Origin of the sequence: Nocardia sp. NPDC052566 (assembly GCF_044547285.1) — a bacterium.
In the GTDB taxonomy this organism is placed as follows: Bacteria; Actinomycetota; Actinomycetes; order Mycobacteriales; family Mycobacteriaceae; genus Nocardia.
On the sequence record NZ_JBIUAF010000003.1, the window covers coordinates 634,940 to 654,638 of the forward strand.

The 19,699-nt window shown below is 64.6% G+C and carries 24 protein-coding genes and 1 tRNA gene; 16 read left to right on the plus strand and 9 right to left on the minus strand.

The window, feature by feature from the left end; genetic code table 11:
- Window positions 1-3 precede the first annotated feature (3 nt).
- Entirely contained in the window at window positions 4-1,188 is a 1,185-nt protein-coding gene (locus ACIG5A_RS17170) for an MAB_1171c family putative transporter (protein WP_397241172.1), read from the minus strand.
- Window positions 1,185-1,697 (minus strand): hypothetical protein, encoded by a 513-nt coding sequence (locus tag ACIG5A_RS17175; protein WP_397241173.1) that lies wholly within the window; start codon window positions 1,695-1,697, stop codon window positions 1,185-1,187. Before ACIG5A_RS17175 ends, ACIG5A_RS17170 begins: the two co-directional genes overlap by 4 nt.
- Window positions 1,698-2,682: 985 nt before the next feature.
- Here ACIG5A_RS17175 and ACIG5A_RS17180 point away from each other — a divergent pair.
- A complete protein-coding gene (locus ACIG5A_RS17180; protein ID WP_397241174.1) occupies window positions 2,683-3,171 on the plus strand; it encodes a hypothetical protein in 489 nt (162 codons plus the stop codon).
- A gap of 275 nt (window positions 3,172-3,446) precedes the next feature.
- On the opposite strand, the gene ACIG5A_RS17185 is transcribed toward ACIG5A_RS17180, so the two are convergent.
- A complete protein-coding gene (locus ACIG5A_RS17185) occupies window positions 3,447-3,614 on the minus strand; it encodes a hypothetical protein (RefSeq protein WP_397241175.1) in 168 nt (55 codons plus the stop codon).
- A gap of 1,269 nt (window positions 3,615-4,883) precedes the next feature.
- Between ACIG5A_RS17185 and ACIG5A_RS17190 the strand changes: the two genes are divergently transcribed.
- Complete coding sequence (locus ACIG5A_RS17190; RefSeq protein ID WP_397241176.1) at window positions 4,884-5,411, plus strand: HD domain-containing protein; 528 nt, start codon at window positions 4,884-4,886, stop codon at window positions 5,409-5,411.
- On the opposite strand, the gene ACIG5A_RS17195 is transcribed toward ACIG5A_RS17190, so the two are convergent.
- Both ACIG5A_RS17195 and ACIG5A_RS17200 read right to left on the minus strand, forming a co-directional pair.
- On the minus strand, window positions 5,387-5,869 hold the full coding sequence (locus ACIG5A_RS17195; protein WP_397241177.1) for an NUDIX hydrolase: 483 nt from the start codon (window positions 5,867-5,869) through the stop codon (window positions 5,387-5,389). The genes ACIG5A_RS17190 and ACIG5A_RS17195 overlap by 25 nt on opposite strands.
- Window positions 5,870-5,874: 5 nt before the next feature.
- A complete protein-coding gene (locus ACIG5A_RS17200; protein WP_397241178.1) occupies window positions 5,875-6,612 on the minus strand; it encodes a helix-turn-helix domain-containing protein in 738 nt (245 codons plus the stop codon).
- 144 nt (window positions 6,613-6,756) lie between these two features.
- On the opposite strand from ACIG5A_RS17200, the gene ACIG5A_RS17205 reads away from it, so the two are divergent.
- From ACIG5A_RS17205 to ACIG5A_RS17265, 13 genes are all read left to right on the plus strand, one after another.
- Entirely contained in the window at window positions 6,757-7,227 is a 471-nt protein-coding gene (locus ACIG5A_RS17205; protein ID WP_397241179.1) for a hypothetical protein, read from the plus strand.
- A complete protein-coding gene (locus ACIG5A_RS17210; RefSeq protein ID WP_397241180.1) occupies window positions 7,227-7,844 on the plus strand; it encodes a DUF2637 domain-containing protein in 618 nt (205 codons plus the stop codon). Before ACIG5A_RS17205 ends, ACIG5A_RS17210 begins: the two co-directional genes overlap by 1 nt.
- 12 nt (window positions 7,845-7,856) lie before the next feature.
- Window positions 7,857-8,114 (plus strand): hypothetical protein, encoded by a 258-nt coding sequence (locus tag ACIG5A_RS17215; RefSeq protein WP_397241181.1) that lies wholly within the window; start codon window positions 7,857-7,859, stop codon window positions 8,112-8,114.
- Complete coding sequence (locus ACIG5A_RS17220; protein ID WP_397241182.1) at window positions 8,111-8,302, plus strand: hypothetical protein; 192 nt, start codon at window positions 8,111-8,113, stop codon at window positions 8,300-8,302. Before ACIG5A_RS17215 ends, ACIG5A_RS17220 begins: the two co-directional genes overlap by 4 nt.
- Window positions 8,302-8,688 (plus strand): hypothetical protein, encoded by a 387-nt coding sequence (locus ACIG5A_RS17225; RefSeq protein WP_397241183.1) that lies wholly within the window; start codon window positions 8,302-8,304, stop codon window positions 8,686-8,688. The genes ACIG5A_RS17220 and ACIG5A_RS17225 overlap by 1 nt, the downstream gene beginning before the upstream one ends.
- 1 nt (window position 8,689) lies before the next feature.
- Window positions 8,690-10,000 (plus strand): FtsK/SpoIIIE domain-containing protein, encoded by a 1,311-nt coding sequence (locus ACIG5A_RS17230; RefSeq protein WP_397241184.1) that lies wholly within the window; start codon window positions 8,690-8,692, stop codon window positions 9,998-10,000.
- A complete protein-coding gene (locus tag ACIG5A_RS17235; protein ID WP_397241185.1) occupies window positions 9,997-10,233 on the plus strand; it encodes a hypothetical protein in 237 nt (78 codons plus the stop codon). Before ACIG5A_RS17230 ends, ACIG5A_RS17235 begins: the two co-directional genes overlap by 4 nt.
- Window positions 10,230-10,556, plus strand: a complete 327-nt coding sequence (locus ACIG5A_RS17240) for a hypothetical protein (protein WP_397241186.1) — start codon at window positions 10,230-10,232, stop codon at window positions 10,554-10,556. Before ACIG5A_RS17235 ends, ACIG5A_RS17240 begins: the two co-directional genes overlap by 4 nt.
- 199 nt (window positions 10,557-10,755) lie before the next feature.
- Window positions 10,756-11,001 carry a hypothetical protein gene (locus ACIG5A_RS17245; RefSeq protein ID WP_397241187.1) on the plus strand — a complete coding sequence of 82 codons (246 nt, stop codon included), beginning with the start codon at window positions 10,756-10,758 and terminating at the stop codon, window positions 10,999-11,001.
- Window positions 10,998-11,630, plus strand: coding sequence for a hypothetical protein (locus ACIG5A_RS17250; protein WP_397241188.1), 633 nt, complete (start codon window positions 10,998-11,000; stop codon window positions 11,628-11,630). Before ACIG5A_RS17245 ends, ACIG5A_RS17250 begins: the two co-directional genes overlap by 4 nt.
- Window positions 11,630-13,324 carry a replication initiator gene (locus ACIG5A_RS17255; protein WP_397241189.1) on the plus strand — a complete coding sequence of 565 codons (1,695 nt, stop codon included), beginning with the start codon at window positions 11,630-11,632 and terminating at the stop codon, window positions 13,322-13,324. Before ACIG5A_RS17250 ends, ACIG5A_RS17255 begins: the two co-directional genes overlap by 1 nt.
- Before the next feature lie 64 nt (window positions 13,325-13,388).
- Window positions 13,389-13,571 (plus strand): helix-turn-helix transcriptional regulator, encoded by a 183-nt coding sequence (locus ACIG5A_RS17260; protein ID WP_397241190.1) that lies wholly within the window; start codon window positions 13,389-13,391, stop codon window positions 13,569-13,571.
- The gene (locus tag ACIG5A_RS17265) at window positions 13,571-14,689 is read left to right on the plus strand and encodes a tyrosine-type recombinase/integrase (protein WP_397241191.1); all 1,119 of its coding nucleotides are present in this window, start codon (window positions 13,571-13,573) and stop codon (window positions 14,687-14,689) included. Before ACIG5A_RS17260 ends, ACIG5A_RS17265 begins: the two co-directional genes overlap by 1 nt.
- Before the next feature lie 16 nt (window positions 14,690-14,705).
- On the opposite strand, the gene ACIG5A_RS17270 is transcribed toward ACIG5A_RS17265, so the two are convergent.
- From ACIG5A_RS17270 to ACIG5A_RS17285, 4 genes are all read right to left on the minus strand, one after another.
- Window positions 14,706-14,778, minus strand: a tRNA-Arg gene (locus ACIG5A_RS17270).
- Between the two features lie 83 nt (window positions 14,779-14,861).
- A complete protein-coding gene (locus ACIG5A_RS17275) occupies window positions 14,862-15,686 on the minus strand; it encodes a DUF1542 domain-containing protein (protein ID WP_397241192.1) in 825 nt (274 codons plus the stop codon).
- 72 nt (window positions 15,687-15,758) lie between these two features.
- Complete coding sequence (locus tag ACIG5A_RS17280; RefSeq protein WP_397241193.1) at window positions 15,759-17,240, minus strand: flavin-containing monooxygenase; 1,482 nt, start codon at window positions 17,238-17,240, stop codon at window positions 15,759-15,761.
- A gap of 74 nt (window positions 17,241-17,314) precedes the next feature.
- Window positions 17,315-18,454 carry an acyl-CoA dehydrogenase family protein gene (locus ACIG5A_RS17285; RefSeq protein ID WP_397241194.1) on the minus strand — a complete coding sequence of 380 codons (1,140 nt, stop codon included), beginning with the start codon at window positions 18,452-18,454 and terminating at the stop codon, window positions 17,315-17,317.
- Window positions 18,455-18,547: 93 nt separating this feature from the next.
- Between ACIG5A_RS17285 and ACIG5A_RS17290 the strand changes: the two genes are divergently transcribed.
- A complete protein-coding gene (locus tag ACIG5A_RS17290; RefSeq protein WP_397241195.1) occupies window positions 18,548-19,537 on the plus strand; it encodes an alpha/beta hydrolase family esterase in 990 nt (329 codons plus the stop codon).
- The last annotated feature ends 162 nt before the right edge of the window (window positions 19,538-19,699 follow it).

The window sequence follows — 19,699 nt, forward strand, 5'->3', positions numbered from 1 at the left end:
GGGTCAACGGGATTGCTCCTTGCTGGGGCGGTGCGGGCGCAACATTAGTGCAGACCGGGCTGAGGCGACGCGGGCCTGCGCGTGCGGCCAGTCGCGGGCCAACTCGAGCAGGTTTCGCAGTTCCGAGTCCAGGTCGGCGATCGTGGACGCTGTGCTGCTCACGGACTGGGTTGTTGTTGGTTCCGGTTGCGCGCCTCGCTGTTTGGCGTCGAGCGCGTGCGCGATGCGCAGTGCGTATTCGCCCACCGCGCCACAGTCGCGGCAGTGGAGGCGGGGATCGATATCCGCGGGCACGTAGGGCCTCAATTGCATTAGCGCATCACGGATTTCAACGGTCATGCGGTGAAGCCGTACCGCGGGATCGGTGCGGGTGAGTTCTGCGGCCGTGTACAACCTGATGTCACGGGATGCGTCGGTGAGATCACGCCACAATGGCCGTAGCCGTCGGCAAGTGCGTCCGGTCTGATCCCATCCCAGGCGGGACAGGATGTGGGCGATCAGGGGGATCGCGGTGATCATCGACGCGGTCAGGGCCGAGGCGAAAAAGGTGGCAGCCTTGCGGATCATCTGCGGATCCGGCGACGGGATTCCGGTGACGGTGTGGAACGCGGCGACCAGCGGCCCGGCGACCGCGTCGACGAGTAGCCCGCCCGCAGCGGCGAAAATCGCGTAGAACACGAGTCTTTCGCGGATGCTGAGGTCTTCGGTGCGGAACTCCCGGATACCCAACCGCAGGATCAGCACCGCGCACACCGCGAGCGGAGTCCCGAAGACAGCCCAGAACACGACCGAAGGCCAGCCGAGCGCCTGATCGATGAGCATGCTTCGGCTGCGCGCGGGAGTGCCTGCGCCGAGGACGAGCCCGAGCACAACCGCGATGGCGGCGTCGTAACGTCGTTGCCGCTGCCAGGTGGTCTCCGGGTCGGCCCCGCGCCATAGCTGCGCCAGACCGAAAATCCCGGCGAGGGTGAACAAGATGGCGCCGAGCGACAACTGGTGCAGCAGACTGGCGATCGTGGGCGCCACCGCCCGTTCATGCAGCAGCATGCCCACGACGGCCCAGGTCAGCGAGCGGTTGATGAGTCGGTCAACTGTGGATTCGCGCAGAACCGCCCAGCGAGCGACGGTGATCGTGGTGACGATGACGATCGCAGGCAGCGCGATATAGGCGGGTATTGGTGAGATCATCGGCGAAGATCTCGGAAGAACGTCCCCCGCAACGGAGATTTCGGTCGCCGCGGTGTAGTCGCGTGCACCATCGCCCAATCGGCGAACGTTTCGGCTTCGCGTTCCATACGGGTGCTGTAGGCGTCGCGGCCCAGAACGTGCTGGATCGTCTCCGGCGACAGCGACGGCAACAGCAGCCCCACCGTCGTGGTCGCCAGGTCGGCCTGAACAGTCGGGAGTCGGTCGTGTTCCAAGAGCATATGACCTATCTCGTGCAGAACGATGTGCTGGGCGTGCCAACTCGAGGTCCGGCGGTCGTAGACGATGATGTCGTCGTCGCGGCGGGCGATCCATAAACCGCTGCCTGTGCCGCAACCAGTACCGGCCGACATCGATGTGTCCATGGGCGACAACGTGATCGGGCGCGCACGATGCAAAGATACAGCGTCGATGTATTCGTGGAGGTTCCACGGAGAAGGGATCGGCACAGCTCGGGTGAGCTCAGCGAAGCGCTTCTCGATACTCGGCATCTGACGTCGTTCCTGGGCGCGAAATCTATTATCCCCGAGCTGAATCCAGCCTGCTGTACATCATGCAGCCACCCCCTGAGCGCCGTCATGTCAACGTCGGGACTCAGAGTACCTGTAGCGCGATCTCGCCGTCGCGGTGGATTTGGTTCCGCGTCAAGATATCTCGTGAGAGTCGCTGCAAGGCACCGTGGCGGTGCCACGTCATCGCGCACTGCCCGACGGCGCTACGTCGATCAGCATGTATTCGCGAACCGGTATGGACTACAGGCTATCTCGGGTGCCGCAACGGATCCGACCAGTGAAGCGGTCGAGCGCCTCGGGTGGGCGGTTGTGGTGTGCGCTGGGCGCGGCGGTTGCGTGGGTTGCGACGGTCGAGTGTTGGGTGGGCTCGATCGAGCTGGCCCGCCAACTCTTCGACGCGTTCCGGCTCGAAGTCCGATACAACAAGATCCAGCACAGCGCCCACTACCGTGTCACGATCACCGGCCAATCCCTGGGGATTGTGAACCGCGTAGCGCATCGTGCAGTAGCCCGCGCCGCTGATTGCGCCCAACCGGACGGAAACGCGGGTGGTTGCGACACCACGCATGCTGTTCCCATGCATATAGTGCCCTCGGCAGGATTCGAACCTGCGACACCGGCTTTAGGAGTTCGTTCCGTCGCCTAGATAGATTGGCTCACAAGGGATTTGACCTGGCTATATGCTGATCTCCGGTGATACGGATGGTGACGCGGGATGCCGTGGTCACTGACCAGACACTGACCACGGCGCTTCTGCCCCGGAGGCAGGCCCGTGCCGGTTTTGGGGGTTTCTGGTCGGTCCGCAAGGTCTGACGAACTGGCGGTTCAGTACGCCGTCGTTCGGCTTGGTTCGCGGCACTTGTGACATCGTCGTGACACCGGTGGTCGCTGCCAGCTTCCGACCAAAGGCACCCTCGGCGCTCACAGTAGTAACAAATTGTGAGATGCATCACGACTAGATGATATGGCTATCAGTAATGACTCTTCTGCCTCCGGCGGCCACACGCCAGCGGAGCTCCCAGACTTCAACCTGACTGCCGGCTGGCATCAGTTGCCTGACGGACCGCTTCAGACCCTGGTTGATCAATCCCGCTACATCGGCGTCGGGGTCACGTTGTTCATGCCGTGGGGAATTGCCGCTGGAACAATTGTGCCGGGCGAGAAGTTCTTCGATGTTGCAGCCACCAAGTTGCGCGAAGCGACCGCGCTGGATCCCAATGAGGAGGTGCGGAAGTATGCAGATGAGCTGGGGCAGAACATGTACGGCTTCGTTGCCGATGGACTGCGAAAGTCTGCTGAGGACGACGGTATCCATCAAGGTGTTCTGACCACGTGTTTTATTCACCTTGAGGATACGACTTGTCATATTGGCGGCCGGAATGTCAAGTTTGACTATCTGCGACTCCAGCTGAGTCATGTCACAGGTTGGACCTATGGCCTGCGGACATTCTGACAGCTGCTCACATCGACTGCTCCTCTCCCCGCTTCCTCATACTTGCCATCTCCTCAGTCGGTCGGGCCTGTCAACCCCGAAGAGCGAAGCGTGGGTTGACAGGTTCGGGCGACTGCTCGGGACAATCGGCGTATGGGGAGGCTGGGACCGTAATCGGCGTGAATGGCGTTGTGGGACTGGTGTTCTCGCCTGCGGGTCGGCTTCGTTGGCGACCCTGCCGACGTCGTTGTCGGTGGCGGGGGGTGAAGGGGTGACGTCGTTGTCACCCGTGGCGGTCAGTACCCGGCGGCGCGGGCGATGCGTTCGTTGCGGCGGGTGCGGCGTCGGCAGTCGGCGCAGATGGGCATCTTGCGGCGGGGTTGGGAGAGGGTGCCCCATTCGAAGCCGATGGCGGGGTTGGTGCAGTTGAGGTAGTGGCAGATGGCGGGCTCGGCGGTGGTCATCGTGTGGGGTTCCTCTCCGGTTGTGGCGGTCTGGCCTACCCGTGGGGCTACCGCGCTGCCGGGGTGCGGAGAAGGGTGGCGAATGCCATCACGTAGTGACGCGACGTCAGGAGCGCCCTTCGGAGTTCCCCGGTGGTGTGGTAGGGCTTGTCCAGGTCAGATCGGTGCGGCCGGAGAGGAACCCTGGTGAGTGCCGTCGAGCGTGCTGCCTGCGTCGTGGACTGTGCGAATCCTGTTCGGTGACTACGGCACATGGCTCGATCCGCGGCGCCCATGCAGGTGGTGACCGACGGTGTTGCTCGGAGTCGGTTAAGGCAACCACAGCCAGATGACCGGGCAGAGGCCGGCGGATGCGTGATCGGCTGCGGGAGGTACGTCGGGTACGGCACACGACGTGCTCAGCACTATCCGATTGATTGCGGAGGTGACCAGACATGTCCTGGAGCGACATTGCGGGCGCAAGCGTGCCGCCGACGCGCCGACGCGCCGCGGTGACCGCCGTTCAGGGAACCGCGCCGCGCGTCGTAGCGCGGCGGCGGCGCGCATGCGCCGCCGCAGGCGCTCTTGATCCTGTATGGCGGAATTCGGCAACAACCGGTGAACGGTGGGCGCGAACGGAAGTCGGGGACGGCGAATGTCACGAATCCTGATCAGGCATCATTCGTGACCTCGGCCCGGTTGCGGAATCGGCTGCGTTCCAACGGTTCCGATCGGCGACCTGGCGTACGGTGATGACACCTCCCACCGAGGGGGCGCTGAGTGGTCCACCAGCGCGGCCCCAGGAGGGAGGTGGTGGGGATGGCGAAACATCGCCGGAAAAAGCAAGAGGCTCCGGTCGATTACGGCATCATCTTTGCGGGAGTTGCCGTAATCGCCGGAGCGCTCGTGCTGGTCCGCTGGCTGCGGGCTAAGTAACCCACCGGTGGGGCGTCGGTCTGACGGCGTCCCACCCCAGCATCACTCGCGTGACGACCTCAAGTGTAGGTGCTTAGCATCTCGTATGCTAGCCCGCTCCCGCTGGTCAGGGAGGTTCCAACCTGGCTTTTCGTCAATCGCGGGGCGTCTCGTGCGGCTCGGTCATACTGGTGACTGCGGGTGCCGGAGCAAAGGGTGCGAAGCGAGGCTCAACCACCGATTATGTTCGGGCGCAGCATAATTTGGCATCGAGCGTGGGGCAAAGCCATCAAGCGAGGGACGTCAGGGGCCGGATACTGGACAGGTTGGGGCGACGAAGGTTGTCGAAGATGCGGCTCGCGTAGGATCGGCGTCGTGAATTCCGAAATTGTCGACTTGTTGTCGCCGCTGACAGAATCTCGTCGCGCGCATTCGATGGAGGTTGGTCGGAAGGTCGAGAGTGTCGCGGAATTTCTTCCCGATCATTTGCGTGCCGACACGATTACGTCGGCATACCTGCACGATGTCGGATACGGCTATCCGATCATAGGGTTTCATCCCATTGACGGCGCAGTTCTATTGGAGAAGCGCGGATATTCGCGCGCTGTGTGCCACATTGTCGCGTTTCATTCGGCGGCGCTGGTCGAGGCCGAAGCTCGCGGACTGGACGTCGCCATGTTCAGGCGGTTCGAACTGGCTCGTGTGCCGAGGATCGATACGGCCAGCGACTTCGTATGGTGGGCCGACATGACGACCGGGCCGTCCGGGGAGACGTTGACGTTCGAGGAGCGGCTAGCGGATATCCGTGCACGATACGAGGTTGGAAACGTCGTGCGGACAGCGATTGATCGCTCAGCACCTTTGTTGCAAGCTGCTGTTCAACGTGTGGCAGGGTCGATATAAGGTTCACTGGACGACAAGGCCCACTCGATCCGCTTTCGTTGGCTCGGATCCATCTTCAGCGAGGGAATTTTATCGATGGGAACCCATTCGACGCGACTGCTTTCATCGCTCGTAGTGGGTTGTCCGCCAATAGGATTGGCGCGATAGATGATCGTAAACTCCTGACGGACTTCGTCATTGCTAGTGTAGTGAATTACGTGATCAGGGTCGGTGAAAATGCCGACTATGCCAGTCAGTTCGACATCGACACCGGTTTCCTCCTGCGCCTCACGAACAGCTGTCCGACTCAGGGATTCGCCCGGGTCGTGCGCGCCACCCGGCATTGACCAGTTGCCGTTGTCGGTCCGACAAATCAGAAGCACGGTGTCATCACGCGTGATGAACGCACCCGCACTTGGCCGAACACTGTTCGCAGCTGGCGCGTCGGGGTCGTGGTGGTAGTCGATACGGCGTCCCATGCGAGTCAGGATACTGCCGGTCGTCCCGTTGCCCAGACGGCCTCGAACGAGTCGAGGTAGTAGCTGAACAGGTGGCCGCCCGGTACTCGCTGGAGGTGCTGAACTGGGGACTTTGCAGCGTAGGCCCCGTAGCTGTGGGTGTTGACCAGCATCGAGTCGTCGAATCGGTAGATGCTGTTGTACAGAGGGGTGTGGTGCGTCCGAACGGAGACGTTCGGAAGGTCTGTTACTTCCGAGAGGTATTCGAGCGTGGATCGGCACCGCTGCGGCAAGGATGGAAGACCTTCTTCGCGAGAGCGGGCCCGCACGGCCTCGGACTCGCTGTCTCCGAGCAAGATCCGCACTTCGACACCTGAAAGCGCCTTCAAGCGAACGACATTGACGAAGTCGAGCGATTCGACGAGGAAGCCACCCGCATAGACCAGCACTTGGATAGCGGTGGTGGTCTGCCTCATGAGCGAACGCCAGATGTCGTGCGGAACTTCGGATCGCGTCGGCCAAATCTGAACGAACTCGGACAGGGAAGCGTTGGCCGCCCTGGTACCGGTCAGCAGTTCCGGCCAGAGGTAGGTCTCTTCCTGATTTAGGGCTCGAGCGACTTTCAGTCGAATCGCTGGATGCGGACACCGATCTTGGGTGATCCATCGCTCGACGCTCTTGGCGCTCACTCCTACCAGCTCGGCCAGCCCGTTCTTGGTGAGATTCGCAGCTGCAAGCGTGCCCCGGAGTCGTTCGTTCGACATAGCCCCATCCTACCTCTAAACGTCCCTAAATGTCCCTGATTGTCGGTTTTTACGTCCCTATATGTCGCGAGATTCTAGTTGTGCATCGCCTCACACCAAACCTGGATGTGCGAAACGCGAAGTGACACAGAGGAGTTAGAAGCCATGGCGATTAAGAGGGGCTATCAGTTCCCGATCCGGTTCGGTTCGGCGTTCCCGCAGAGGCTGGTGTTGCTCGGGGAGATCACGCGGATGACGAAGTACAACCCGAATCCGAATGCGGCGCCGGAGGGCATGTTCGATCTGGATCGGGAGGGGCAGGGTACGGGTCTGCCGTTGTGGAAGGCGACGGTGACCGATCCGCACGAGGAGAAGGCGAAGCGGGCCAGCTTCGAGATCATCTTCGTCGCGGAGGTTCAGCCGGTTCCGGCCAGCGAGGAGATCGTTGCCGGAACCGGCATGCGGATGATCGAGCTCGAAGGCTTGACCGCCGAGCCGAAGGTCATGGGACAGGGCGAGTTCAAGTACCTCGGCTACCAGTACCGCGCAACCGGCATCGTGGGCGACACCTCCGGCGCCAAGGTGCCGCCGGCCGATCCGGGTGCCGCTCGCCCGTCCAACGCTAAGGCGGCGTGATGAATACGGCGGACCGGTCGGCGGGGATGCGGTTAGCGCGCTGGTCCGCCGTTGTCATCATCGTGGGTGTCGGGGCGGCGGCGTTTCGGCTGTCGTTCGCGACGCTGCGGGATCTCGCGATCCTGGCTCATATCCCCGCGAAAGATGCCTGGTTGTTCCCGGTGATCGTGGACGGCACCATCATCCAAGCCACCTTGGGTGTGCTGGTGCTGGCGAAGTCCCGTGAGCGGCAATGGTTCCTATGGGTGCTGGTCGTCGGCGCGGTCGTGTCGGTGGTCGGCAACTCGTTGCACGCGGTCGCCGCCGGACGCGAATTGCCTTGGTGGGCGTCGGCGCTGGTGGCTGCGATCGCCCCCATCTCCCTACTGGCCGATACCCACGGTCTGGCTGTGCTATTTCGTGCGGCCCAACAGGATTCGTGTCCAACTCCGGCCGTAGCCGAAGAGGCCGCCCCAACTGTCGCAGTCCCCGATGAACCGCCGACCGAGGTGCCCGCGGCTGCTCCAGTCGCTGAGCCGGTGGCGGTTGCGCCCAAGATTCGCCCGGCTGTCGTGCCGGTGCGCCCTATTCGCCCTGTACGGCCGGTGCAAGAAGCGCTGCCGCTCACGGTTTCCTGACAAGGAGTTCTCATGTCCAACAGGTACTACCCGGTCCATAGAACCGGCCGAAACGATGACGTGCTGGTGAGCATGGCGGCGCATGCCGTCTCGTTCGAGGTCCACTTCTACGGCAAGAAAGTGTTCGTGAGGTTCGGCACCAGCTGCTTCATGCAGCTCGACCTGTCCCAAGCCGTGGCGCTGCGCGGGCTGCTCGATGCGGGTATCGCCGATGCGATCGCCGATCAGCAATCCGCTCGGGTCGATCTGGTGAAGGCGGTGGCGTCATGATCACCATCGCTCTGAGGCGCCCGGGATGGGTCGCGGTGTTCGTACTGGCAGTGATGGTGGTTCTGCCCGCGGCGCTGCTGCTCACCGTGGGGCGTGAGTCGGCGGGAGAGATTCCCCGGACTCCGGCCCGGCCGGACGGATGCGTCATGTTCTGCGCGACCTCCCTTGCGGCTCAGGGGGTTCAGTGATGTCGTCGAGTGAGATGGTCCGGGCCGAGGGCTACTGGGTGTCGTCGGTTCCGCAGCGTCATGTGTCGTTCGAGCTTGCAGATACCCGTGTGAGTGGTCATGGTTCGCCTGGTGTCCGGTACGTGACCGAGGGTGAGCATGCGGGGTTGGTGTGGCTGACCCTGGGTGGGCATCACGCGGGCGGCAGGATGCCGTTGCTGGTCATGAACCTGGATGCGGTGGCAGAGCTGGCGCAGTTGCTGGCGGCGGCGGTCAATGAGGGCCGCATCCTCGAAGGCGCTGACCTGCCATCGATTCCGTTCCGCGATGTCACCGGTGATCGGTGTAATTGCTCAGAGTGCGATGACGCGTTGGTTGCTCTGCTCGAGGCTGAGGCAGGGCAGTGACATGGTCGCAACTGAGCTGGTAGTGGCTGGTAGCGCGTTCATCGGCGCGGCCGGTATGTGGTGGATGCGGCATTCAGGAGCAGGTGCCCGCCCGATCACGGCGCAGGACATCGCCGCGCAGGCGCCGGCCGAATTGCGCACGGCGGTCACGATTCTGGCTGATCCGATGCAAACCAACCTGATGTTCGAAGCCCTCGGACTCGGTTCACGCAACGACGGCTTCCCGCACGTGGACGGCTACGACTACGACGAATCCGGGCTGCACATCGACGTGATGATGCTCGGCGGCCAGAAACCCAAGGACTGGAACAACGACGACATCCTGGCCCAGTTCGCCACCTACTTCCAGGTGCCGAAGGTGACAGCGCTGTCACCCGAGCCGAGCTGGGTCCGTCTCCAGGTGAGAGTGTTCGACACCCTCGCCGCCCCGGCAACGTCGCCGAAAGCGGTTCACAACGAGGTGGACCTGGAGGCGGTCCCGGTCGGGATCACCGAGTACGGCGCCTTGTGGCTGCTGAAAATCCTCTACGTCCACATCCTTCTCGCCGGTGCGATGGGCTCGGGCAAGGGCTCGGTGCTGTGGTCGATCCTGCGTGGGGTCGGCCCGGCGATCAAAACCGGCCTGGTCGATGTCTGGGTGGCGGACCCGAAAGGCGGTGCGGAGTTCGGGCGTGGTGAGAACCGGTTGTTCGTCCGGTTCACCGTGGATACCGCCAGCATTCTCGCGATGCTGCGCGAAGCCGTGGAGCTCATGGACGAGCGGCTGGTGCGGATGCGTGCGGCCGGTATCCGCAAGCTGGTCCCGACCATCGATGAACCGCTGATTCTGATCATCATCGATGAGGCCGCGGCGCTGTCGTCCTATGCCGACCGCAACGAACAGGAGGAGTTCCGGCGCCTGACCGGGCTGCTCCTGTCGAAGGGGCGCGCGGCGGCGGTGTCAGTGGTCGCGGCGTTGCAGGACCCGTCCAAGGAGACGATGCCCAACCGGCAACTGTTCCCGGTCCGTATCGGCCTGCGCCTGGACGAACCGACCCAAAACGCCATGGTCCACGGCCAAGGCGCGAAGGACCGTGGCGCTCGCTGCCATGAAATCTCTGACCAGACACCAGGTGTCGGGTATGTGGGTGAGGACGGCAGCACCGAGTTCGTGCGGGTCCGCGCGTTCTGGGTCGACGACACTGCCGCAGACGCCATCGTCGACGCCTACTCACCAGCACCCGAAATCGCCGGTCCGACAACCGATTACAGCGACTTCGACCCCGACGACCTCGGCGACGACGACGGCAGCCTGAGCGGGGTGGCGGCATGAACGACAACATGCGTGCGATTCCCGCATCGGCGGTGGATATGCGGCTTTACGGGTCGCGCAGCAAGGTCGATGAGGTCGTGAAGCTGCTGGCCGAGATCGGGTTCGACATCCGAGAGGACGAAAGCTACTCCGGTCTCTCCCCGACCGAAGTAGCCCTCTACGCCACTGTCTACCCACGTCAGCTCTACCCCCGACGCTGGCTGCCGAACCCGCAAGAGGGTGGTCCGCGATGAAAGCGGGATTCGTGATCGAAGAACACGTCGTCGTCTACTGCGACGGCTGCGGAGACCACTACAGCGAAAAAGACAACGAGAGCATCTGTTTCCACTCCATTGCCCAGGCCATCGCCTACTTCAGCGCCCACTCCGCAACTGTCGGGTGGGTCTACGACGGCGACCGCATCCTCTGCGACGGCTGTATCGCCACCCTGCATTGCCTTCAGTACGGACACACCTACCCCGACACCTGGCAGACCACGGTGTGGCCGCTGGGCAAACTCACCCGCTCTCGCAGCTGCACAGAGTGCGGTATCCCCGAAATCGAGGCCCAATCATGAACGCACGCACCAACACCCGCCACACTGCTCGTCGGTTCGATCGCGAGGACATCGACGCCGCGATCCATGTCCGGTCGCGTCGGCGCTGCCAGTTCGAACGAGCTGGGATGGACCCGATTTCCATCGCGGTGCACCTGCTCGCCGAAACCGGCGATGTTCCCGGCTGGGACGACGGTCTCGATGACGGGGACTGGGCGGCGTGACCGTGAACAACCGGGTGCAGTGGGGCGTGATGGTCGGTCGAGTCATCCGCCCTCTGCCCCACGCCAGGACAGTTGCGGACGCAATGATCTATCTCTGCAAGGTCGACGCCGGTGCGTCTCATTCGAAAGTTGTTGTGGTGTACCGCAATTCGGACAGTGATATGTGGCGAACCTGGATCGGTGAGCGTGAGCAACCGACCCAACTCGCCTTCGACCTACCCGAGAAGGGGAAACGACCATGACGAAAACAACCGGCACACAGTCAAGAACCGAGATCGACGCGGTGTTCGAGAAGATCGCCACCGCTGTCGTGGTCGCAATCGTGAAGACAGTCGCGGTGAGTGTGTGGTGGGCGCTGCTGTTCCCGATGATCTCGGTCCCGATCGGCGCCGCGGTTGCGGTGGGTGTGTGGCTGGATTGGCGGTTCGGTGTCGCGGTGGTCGGGGTGTTCATCGCGGGGATGGTGCTCTGGCGACAAGGGAGCCCGGAGACCTTCGAGCGGTGGATCACCTCGCGGGCACGCACCCGGTTCCTGATCTGGTGGCGCTACCGGCGCCTATGGGATCGCCGGATCGAGGCATGCGGGCTGACCCTCGTTCGCGACGACGCGGTATTCGTTCCACGACTGCTGGGTGTCGAAATCGCTGAGGCCGTCGACCGGCTGCGGGTCAAGATGCTGCCCGGCCACTGCCCCGAGGACTACGAAAACCGCGTCTCACGCATCGCGCACACCTTCGGCGCCCTGGACTGCCGGGCCGTCGTCGTCGCCCCCGGGGTGATGGAACTGGTTATGCGCCAATCAGATTCACTCGCCCACCCCATCGCAGTACCCCGCATAGACACGCCTCGCTGGAGAAAGGGCGCTGCCTGATGAACGAAACCACCGACAAGCCCCAGATGGGAGCGACCGCGGCTCAGCGCCGCGCCCTACCCGACCTGCACGAGGTCGCCCAGGCCGCCGCCGAACAGTACGACGTGTGCCGCCGGCCGATCCCGATGCGCGTGGAAGACCCGCGCACCGGCACCGTCACCTACGAAGGCGCCCCGTGCAAGTCCACGATCGAATCGGCGTGCCCGGCCTGTGCCAAGGCCAACCGGCTGCTGCGGATCGCACAATGCCGCGAAGGCTGGCACATGAACACCGAACCCGACGCCGACAAACAGGACCCAACCACAGCCCAGGTCGAACTACTCACCGCCAGAGCCGATCTCGCCGACCAATACCGCACCGCGAATCAAGCAGGTGATGACGAGCTCGCCGACGCGATCCGGGACCTGGTGACCGAGCTGGATCGGGAGCTACGAGAAACCGGCCTGCGTGGCCGTCTCCCAGCCCTGGATGCCGTAGCCAAGGATCGGCGCCGACGCTCCACCCGACGCCGTCAGGACGTGCCGAACCTGCCACGCCGCAAGGTCACCAAAACCACGGTCGGCGCGGTGTTCGCGGGCAAGTTCCAGCCCTCGATGTTCGTCACGCTCACCATGCCCGGCTACGGGCGCATCAATCGCGACGGCGCCACCGACGCCAAAGGGCTGCCGTGCTCGGACGGCTCCCCGGCGAACCCGGACACCTACGACTACCCGGCCCAAGCACGCGACTGCGTGTTCTTCTCCAAGCTGATCGACCGCTGGATACAGAACCTGCGCCGCGCGGTCGGTCGGGACGTGCAGTACTTCGCCACCGTCGAACCCCAGAAGCGCGGCGCCCCGCACCTGCACATCCTGATCCGCGGTGCGATCTCCCGCGAGCTGCTCAAGCTCGTGACCGCAGCGACCTACCACCAGGTGTGGTCGCCGCGGTTCGATCCCGAAAACCGTATGTACGGCGGCGATTTCCAGCCGATCTGGGACCACCAAAAGGGCACCTTTGTCGACCCTGACACCGGGCAGGCATTGACCTACTGGGATGACGCTCTCGACATCCTGGACCAGGTCGACGATCTGGAACCGGCGCACGTGGTGCGGTTCGGCGAGCAGATGGACCGCAAGCACATCAAAGGCGTACTCGCCGGAACCGAAAAGGCCGGCCGGACCATCGGCTACATCACCAAGTACCTGGTAAAGTCCATCGCGGAAATCGTTGAACCGCAATCGGATCGCGCCGCCGAGCACTACGACCGGTTGCATGCCGAGCTCCAGCACGTGCCCTGCTCACCCCGGTGCGCGGTGTGGCTGGAATACGGCATCGTGCCCCAGGGCGCCAGCGACAAGACCGTCCCCGGCCGGTGTAGAGGCAAAGCACACCGCCGAGACACCCTCGGCCTGCCCGGCCGTCGCGTGCTGGTCTCCCGCCGGTGGAGCAACAAGACCCTGCCCGACCACAAGGCCGACCGCGCCGAATTTGTTCGGCAACTCCTCGCCGACGCGGGGATCGAAAAGCCGGACACCTCACACCTGAAGGTGACACCGGTCGAGCCCGGCGACACGTCCCGGCCACTGCGTGAACACCTGATCATGGGCGCGATCGCCAAACGTACCGCCTGGCGCGCGGAATACCTCAGAGTTCGGCTGGCAGCTGAACCACCTGGGGCGCAAGAAGCTTCGGCAATTCAGGACGCGGCGTGAGTGATAGGTGGCGGAAATGGTTCAGCGAAGTCCGGTAAGGGCTGTTGCGGTCGAGGTTCGGGAAGTGGGCGAACTACTGCGAATCGATCAGGTGGCCGAGCGGCTGACCGTCTCGGTGGCCGTGCTCCGAAAGTGGCGGATCGAAGGCAAGGGGCCGCGGGCGTTCCTGCTCGGCAATCGGCTTCGGTACTCGGCGCCTGATGTTGAGGCGTGGCTCATCGAACAGCGGGAAAGGGCGGTTGCCTGATGTCGATTCAGACGCGTGTATCCGGTACTGGTGTGAAGTCCTACCGGGTGAAGATTTTTCATCGTGGCCAATACGTCGCGGGGCAGACGTTTGCCCGGAAGAAGGTCGCTGAGGACTGGGAGCGCCGCCAGTACGAACAGTTGGCGTCGGGGACTTGGGCGGATCCGTCGCTCGGGTCGCAGTCGGTGAAGCATTGGGGCGAAACCTGGCTCAAGGCGCGATCGAAGAAGGGGGCTGCGACTGAGCGCAAGGTTAAGGGGCTGGTAGCAAGTCAGATCAACGGCGCTTTCGGTCGTCGTCCGCTGGTGAGTATTCGGCCCTCGGAGTTCGAAGAATGGATCGGCAAGCTGTCTCGTGAGCAGAGCGATTCGACTGCGCGGGCGGCTGGTGGAGTGTTTCGGCAAATCGTGCGGTTCGCGATGCGAGACGGTGCGATCAACCGGGATCCGACCAAGGACATCAAGCTGCCGACTGTCCATGGCAATGAGCCGCATTCGCTCACCCACGAGGAGCTGTGGAGCTTGGCCGATGAGGTGGGGGAGCGTGACCGCGATCGGCTGTTGGTCCTGACGGGCGGCTACGCGGGGTTGCGGTGGGGTGAGCTGGCGGCGCTGTTGCGGTCAGATTTCGACCTTGGACGGCAGACGGTCCGGGTCACCAAGGCTCTGGTAGCTGAAACTGGGGAAATCGGTCCGGTCAAGACACATCAGTCGCGGACGGTGCCGCTGGCTGCGGTTCTTGTGGAGGAGTTGGCGCCCTACGTCGCAGAGCTCGGGACGAGAGACCTGGTGTTCCCGTCGCAGCGCAAAACCCCGCTTCGGAATCGCAACTTCCGCCGCGACGTGTTCGATGATGCAGTGGAGCGGCTGGCGCTGGATATCACCCCGCACAATCTCCGCGATACTGCGGCGAGTCTGGCGATCCAGGCGGGTGCGTCCGTGGTGGCGGTATCCAAGATGCTCGGCCACGAATCTCCGGCCACGACGCTCAAGCACTACGCCGCGTTCTTCCCCAGCGATCTGGTGGAGGTAGCGGTCAAGCTGGACGTGCAGGCTCGGGCGGCGCGTGGTCAGCATGAGGCGGCCACTGACCACACACTGACCATGGAATCCGAGTGAATCGCGAAAGTTGTTGTGCCCTCGGCAGGATTCGAACCTGCGACACCGGCTTTAGGAGAGCCGTGCTCTATCCCCTGAGCTACGAGGGCGTTGGTGGGCGTTGGGTGCCCACCGGGACGGTGGGGAGTCTACCGGGTGGTGGGCTCGGGGGCCGCATCGTGGGGGTGGGGGGCTAGAAACCGCCGTCGAAACCGCCGCCGCCGTCGAAGCCGCCGCCGTCGAAGCCGCCGCTGTCGTAACTTCCGGCGTCGTACCCGCTGTTGTCGTAGCCCGGGTCGTAGGCGTTGTCGCCGCCGGTGTCGTATCCCGCGTTGTCCGCGGCGTTCAATCCGTCCTGATAGCCGTCGCCGTACCCGGTCTCGAAACCTTGCACGTCGTAGTTCACCCCGTTCATGCCAGCGAACAGTGAGGAGAACAGTAGCGCCGATCCGAGTCCCCATGCGCCGCCGATCAGTGCGGGCTTCCACCACGGTTCGGAGTACCAGCCCGCGGGCACCGGGCGTCCCGCGACCCGCCCGCCCGGGTAGTAGTTCGGTGTGGCCGACGACGGGTTCGGCGAGGCCGAGATCTGCCTGCCGTCGTAGTCGATGACGCGGTCCTCGCTGACCTTGCCGGCCGAGTTCTGCCCGTCGAGCGCGGGCACTTCGGGTCCGGGATCCATGCCCATCGCCGAGCGCGCCGCTCTGATGTAATACAGCCCCTCCAGCGCGGTCTGCTTCGCCAGCCGCGCCTGCGCGGGGGTGCGGGCCTGATCGAGTTGCGACCCCGCCGCGAGATGCCGTTCGGACGCGTCGACCAGCGCCTGCTTGGCCGCGTCGTTGCTGCCTGCGAGGTTGTACACCTGGCCGCCGAGCCGCTCGTTGACCTGCCTGGCGTCCGCGAGCGCGTCCGCGAGCGTCAGCTCGGCGCGCTGTTTGCGCTGCCTGGACTGCACGACGACGAAACCGGCAACTACCGCGACGACCACGAGGATCAATAGCCACAACACTGCTCGCACCTCTTCCCTTTGGGGGACTCGAACAGTGTCCACACTAGTTGCGTCGCGGCCGGGACCTCGGAAGCCGAGCGTTCAGCCCACTGACGACAGTGGCCGGGTCGCCTGCGCCTGCTCGTAATCGCCGGGCCGGAACGTCTTCGTCTTCCACCGGTAGAGGACGGTGGCGCCGGGCCAGTTGTTGGTGATCCGGCCCGCGGCGTTGCGGTACCAGCTCGAGCAGAAGTTCCACGGTGTGTCCTTCAGCCGGTGCTGCAACCAGGCGTCCCAGCGCTGCTCGGCGCTGTCGAGCGCGGCCAGCGAACGGCCAGGGCGGTCGGTGAGGTATTCGACGACCTGGCGGATGTAGCGCGCCTGCGATTCGAGCATGTAGATGATCGAGCCGGAGCCGACGTTGGTGTTCGGGCCGTACATCATGAACAGGTTCGGGAAGTTCGGCACCGAGAGCCCGAGGTAGGCGCGTGCCCCTTCGTCGCCCCAGACGTCGGCGAGCTTGCGGCCGCCGAGGCCGTAAATGTTCATGGGCGCAAGGAATTCCGTGCCTTTGAAGCCGGTGCCGTAGATGATCACGTCGACCTGGTGCTCGACACCGTCGGCGGTTCTGACGCCGGTCGGGGTGATCGCCTCGATGGCGGTGGTCTCGACGGTGACATTGGGCTGGGTCAGCGCGGGGAAGTAGTCGTTGGAGAACAGGCCGCGCTTACAGCCCGCCGCGTAATCGGGGGTCAGCTTGCGCAGCAATTCGGGGTCGGCGATCTGCTTGGCGCGGTGCCGATCGGCCAGTGCGATCACCGGTGTCTTGATGGCGGGTATGTCGGTCAGCGCGAGTGCCATGACCTCGAAGAACGACCAGACCGCGAAGCGCTCGGCGAGCCTGCTCGGCGGGAAGTATTTGAACAGCGCGTGGTGCGCGGCGCTGTAGGCGACATCGGGCTTGGGCAGTACCCAGGCGGCCGAGCGCTGGAACAGCGTCAGGTGCGCGGCCTCGGGCTGGATGCGCGGAATGTATTGGATCGCACTGGCTCCCGTGCCGATGCAGGCGATCCGCTTACCGGTCAGGTCGACGTCGTGGTCCCATTCCGCGGAGTGGAAGGCGGGGCCGGTGAAGGTGTCGATGCCGGGGATGTTCGGCATGGCGGGCCGGGACAGCTGGCCGACGGCGGGCACGAGCAGGTCGGCGACCAGATTGCCGCCGTCGGCGGTGGTGATGGTCCAGCGCCCGGTCCGCTCGTCGAATTCGGCGTCGGTCACCTCGGTGCCGAACCGGATGAAGCGCTCTAGGTCGTACTTCCCGGCGACCTCGCGCATGTAGGCGTGGATCGCGCCCTGCTCCGAAAAGCGCAGCGGCCAATCGGATTTCGGCTCGAACGACCACGAGTACAGCGGAGACGGCACATCGCACGCCGCGCCGGGATAGGTGTTCTCCCGCCAGACGCCGCCGAGGTCGGCAGCCTTCTCCAGGATGGTGAAGTTGTCCAGCCCGGCGCGCCGCAGTTCCAGCGCCAGGCCGAGACCGGCGAACCCGGCGCCGATGATGATGATGGACGGCGATGTCATGGCTCGACTCTAGGGTGGCGAACCCCCAGCTCAGGAGAGATCGGGGGACAAGAAATCGGCATTTTCGGCCATGCCTAGCCCGCCAGCTGCCTGGCGATGACCAGACGCTGGATCTGGTTGGTGCCCTCGAAGATCTGCATGACCTTGGCCTCGCGCATGTAGCGCTCGACCGGGAAGTCCTGGGTGTAGCCGTACCCGCCGAAGACCTGGACGGCGTCGGTGGTGACCTTCATGGCCGCGTCGGTGGCGACCAGCTTCGCCACGCTGGCCTGGCGCGAATAGGGGAGTCCGGCATCGCGGCGGCGGGCGGCGTCGAGATAGGTGGCGCGGGCCGAATCGACCGCGGCGGCCATATCGGCGAGCAGGAAGCCGAGGCCCTGATGGTCGATGATGTGGCGGCCGAACGCTTCTCGCTCCTTGGCGTAGGCGACGGCGTCGTCGAGCGCGCGCTGGGCCAGGCCGGTCGCGACAGCGGCGATGCCGAGGCGGCCGGAGTCGAGCGCGCTGAAGGCGATCGAAAGGCCCTGTCCCTCTTCGCCGATCAGGCGTTCGGTGGGCAGGAACGCGTCGTCGTAGGCGGCGGTGGTGGTCGGGATGCCGCGCAGGCCCATCTTCTCCTCCGGCTTGCCGAAGCTCAGGCCCTCGGTGTCGCGGGGGACGAGGAAACAGGAGATGCCGCGCGAGCCCTCGCCGGTCCTGGCGAACAGGGTGTAGAAATCGGCCTTGCCGCCGTTGGTGATCCATGCTTTCGCACCGGTGATCCGGTAGCCGCCATCGACTTTCGTCGCACGGCAGCGCAACGCGGCCGCGTCCGAACCGGCGTGTGGCTCGGAAAGGCTGTAGGCGCCGATGGTTTCGCCGGAAAGCATGTCCGCCAGCCAGCGCTCCTGCTGCTCGCCGGTGCCGAAGGTGAACAGCGGGTGGCAGGACAGGCTGTGCACGCTCACCGCCACCGCGACCGCGGCCCACCGGCTGGCCAGCTCCTCGAGCACCTGCAGATACACCTCGTACGGCTGTGCGCCGCCGCCGAACTCCTCCGGATACGGCAGGCTCAGCAGCCCGGCCGCGCCGAGCGCGGGGAAGACGCCGTCCGGAAAGGTCCCGGTCTTCTCACATTCGACGACCCGGGGTTCGAGCACCTTGTCCGCGATATCGCGGGTCAGCTCGATCAGGTCCCGGGCCTCCGGCGTTGGCAGCATCCGATCAACAGGCATGCCCCAGTTCTACCGCGTGCTGGCGTCCGGCACAGGAACAGTTACGCCGCAAGGTGGATGTTGCCTGGTCGCGTGCCACGTAGCGTGAGCCGGATGCGGTGGATTTCGCCCGGTCGGCTGGTCGTGGTCATGCTGGCGGTGCTTGTCGTGAGCGTTCAGCCACTGATGCCGGGCCGGGCCGACGCCGCGCGGGTCAGCGAGCGCGAATTCGGCAACGCGGCGGGGAGCCGCCAGTACTTCCTGCATGTGCCGCCGGGTGATCCGGCGGGTAAGCCGCTCATGATCTACCTGCACGGTTGCACCGATCCATGGGCGCAGCTGGCGGACACCGGATTCTCGCTGACCGAGATCGCCGACGAACTCGGCTTCGTGCTCGCGTACCCCATCCAGCCGGAATCGGCCAGCGAACGCTATTGCTGGAACTGGTTCGATCCGGCGAATCAGCAACGCGGACAAGGGGAGCCGTCGATCATCGCCGACCTCGCGAGCTCGCTGGCCGCGGAATTCGGGCTCGACCGATCCCGGGTCTATGTCGGCGGATACTCCGCGGGCGGCGCCATGTCGACGGTCATGGCCGCTACCTATCCGGACCTGTTCGCGGCCATCGCGCCGATGGCGGGCGCCCCATACGGCCTGAATCCCAACACTTTCGGTGCCGACCTGAGCGGTGTGTCGATTATCGAGGCAATGGGCCCACGCGCCCGCCCGATCCCCGCATTTTTCCTCCAGGACCTGGCCGACCAAACCAGCCTGTACCCCATCGGCCGCACCAACCTCCTCCAGTGGCTGGCCGCCAACCGTCGCGCCGGCGCCCCCGACCTCCCCGAAACCCCTACCGCCATCACCGCGACCGCCACCCCCGTCCCCACCACCGTCGAGCACTATCGCACCGCCACCCGCGAACTGGCCCAATTCCACACCCCCATCGGCCCGGACCACATAGGCGGCGGCCTCCTGATGCAATCTCGCCACGGCCTCCCCCTCCAACGCGCCATGATGAACTTCCTTCTGGCCCACCACATCCCACCCACACACCATCCCCAACCCCATCCTGTCCGTGGCTGCGTTGCGCGGGCACGGTGACCTTGAACCCTGTTGTGTCGCAGTGTGACACGCCGTGAGGGTTGTCGAGCACAGTCGAATGGCGGTGCGACACGCCGTAACCGGCCACCATCTGACTGCGCTCGACGGTGCGCTGTGTACGGGCTTGGCCGCCTCGTGTGTTGCTGCCTGAAAGGGCGCGGC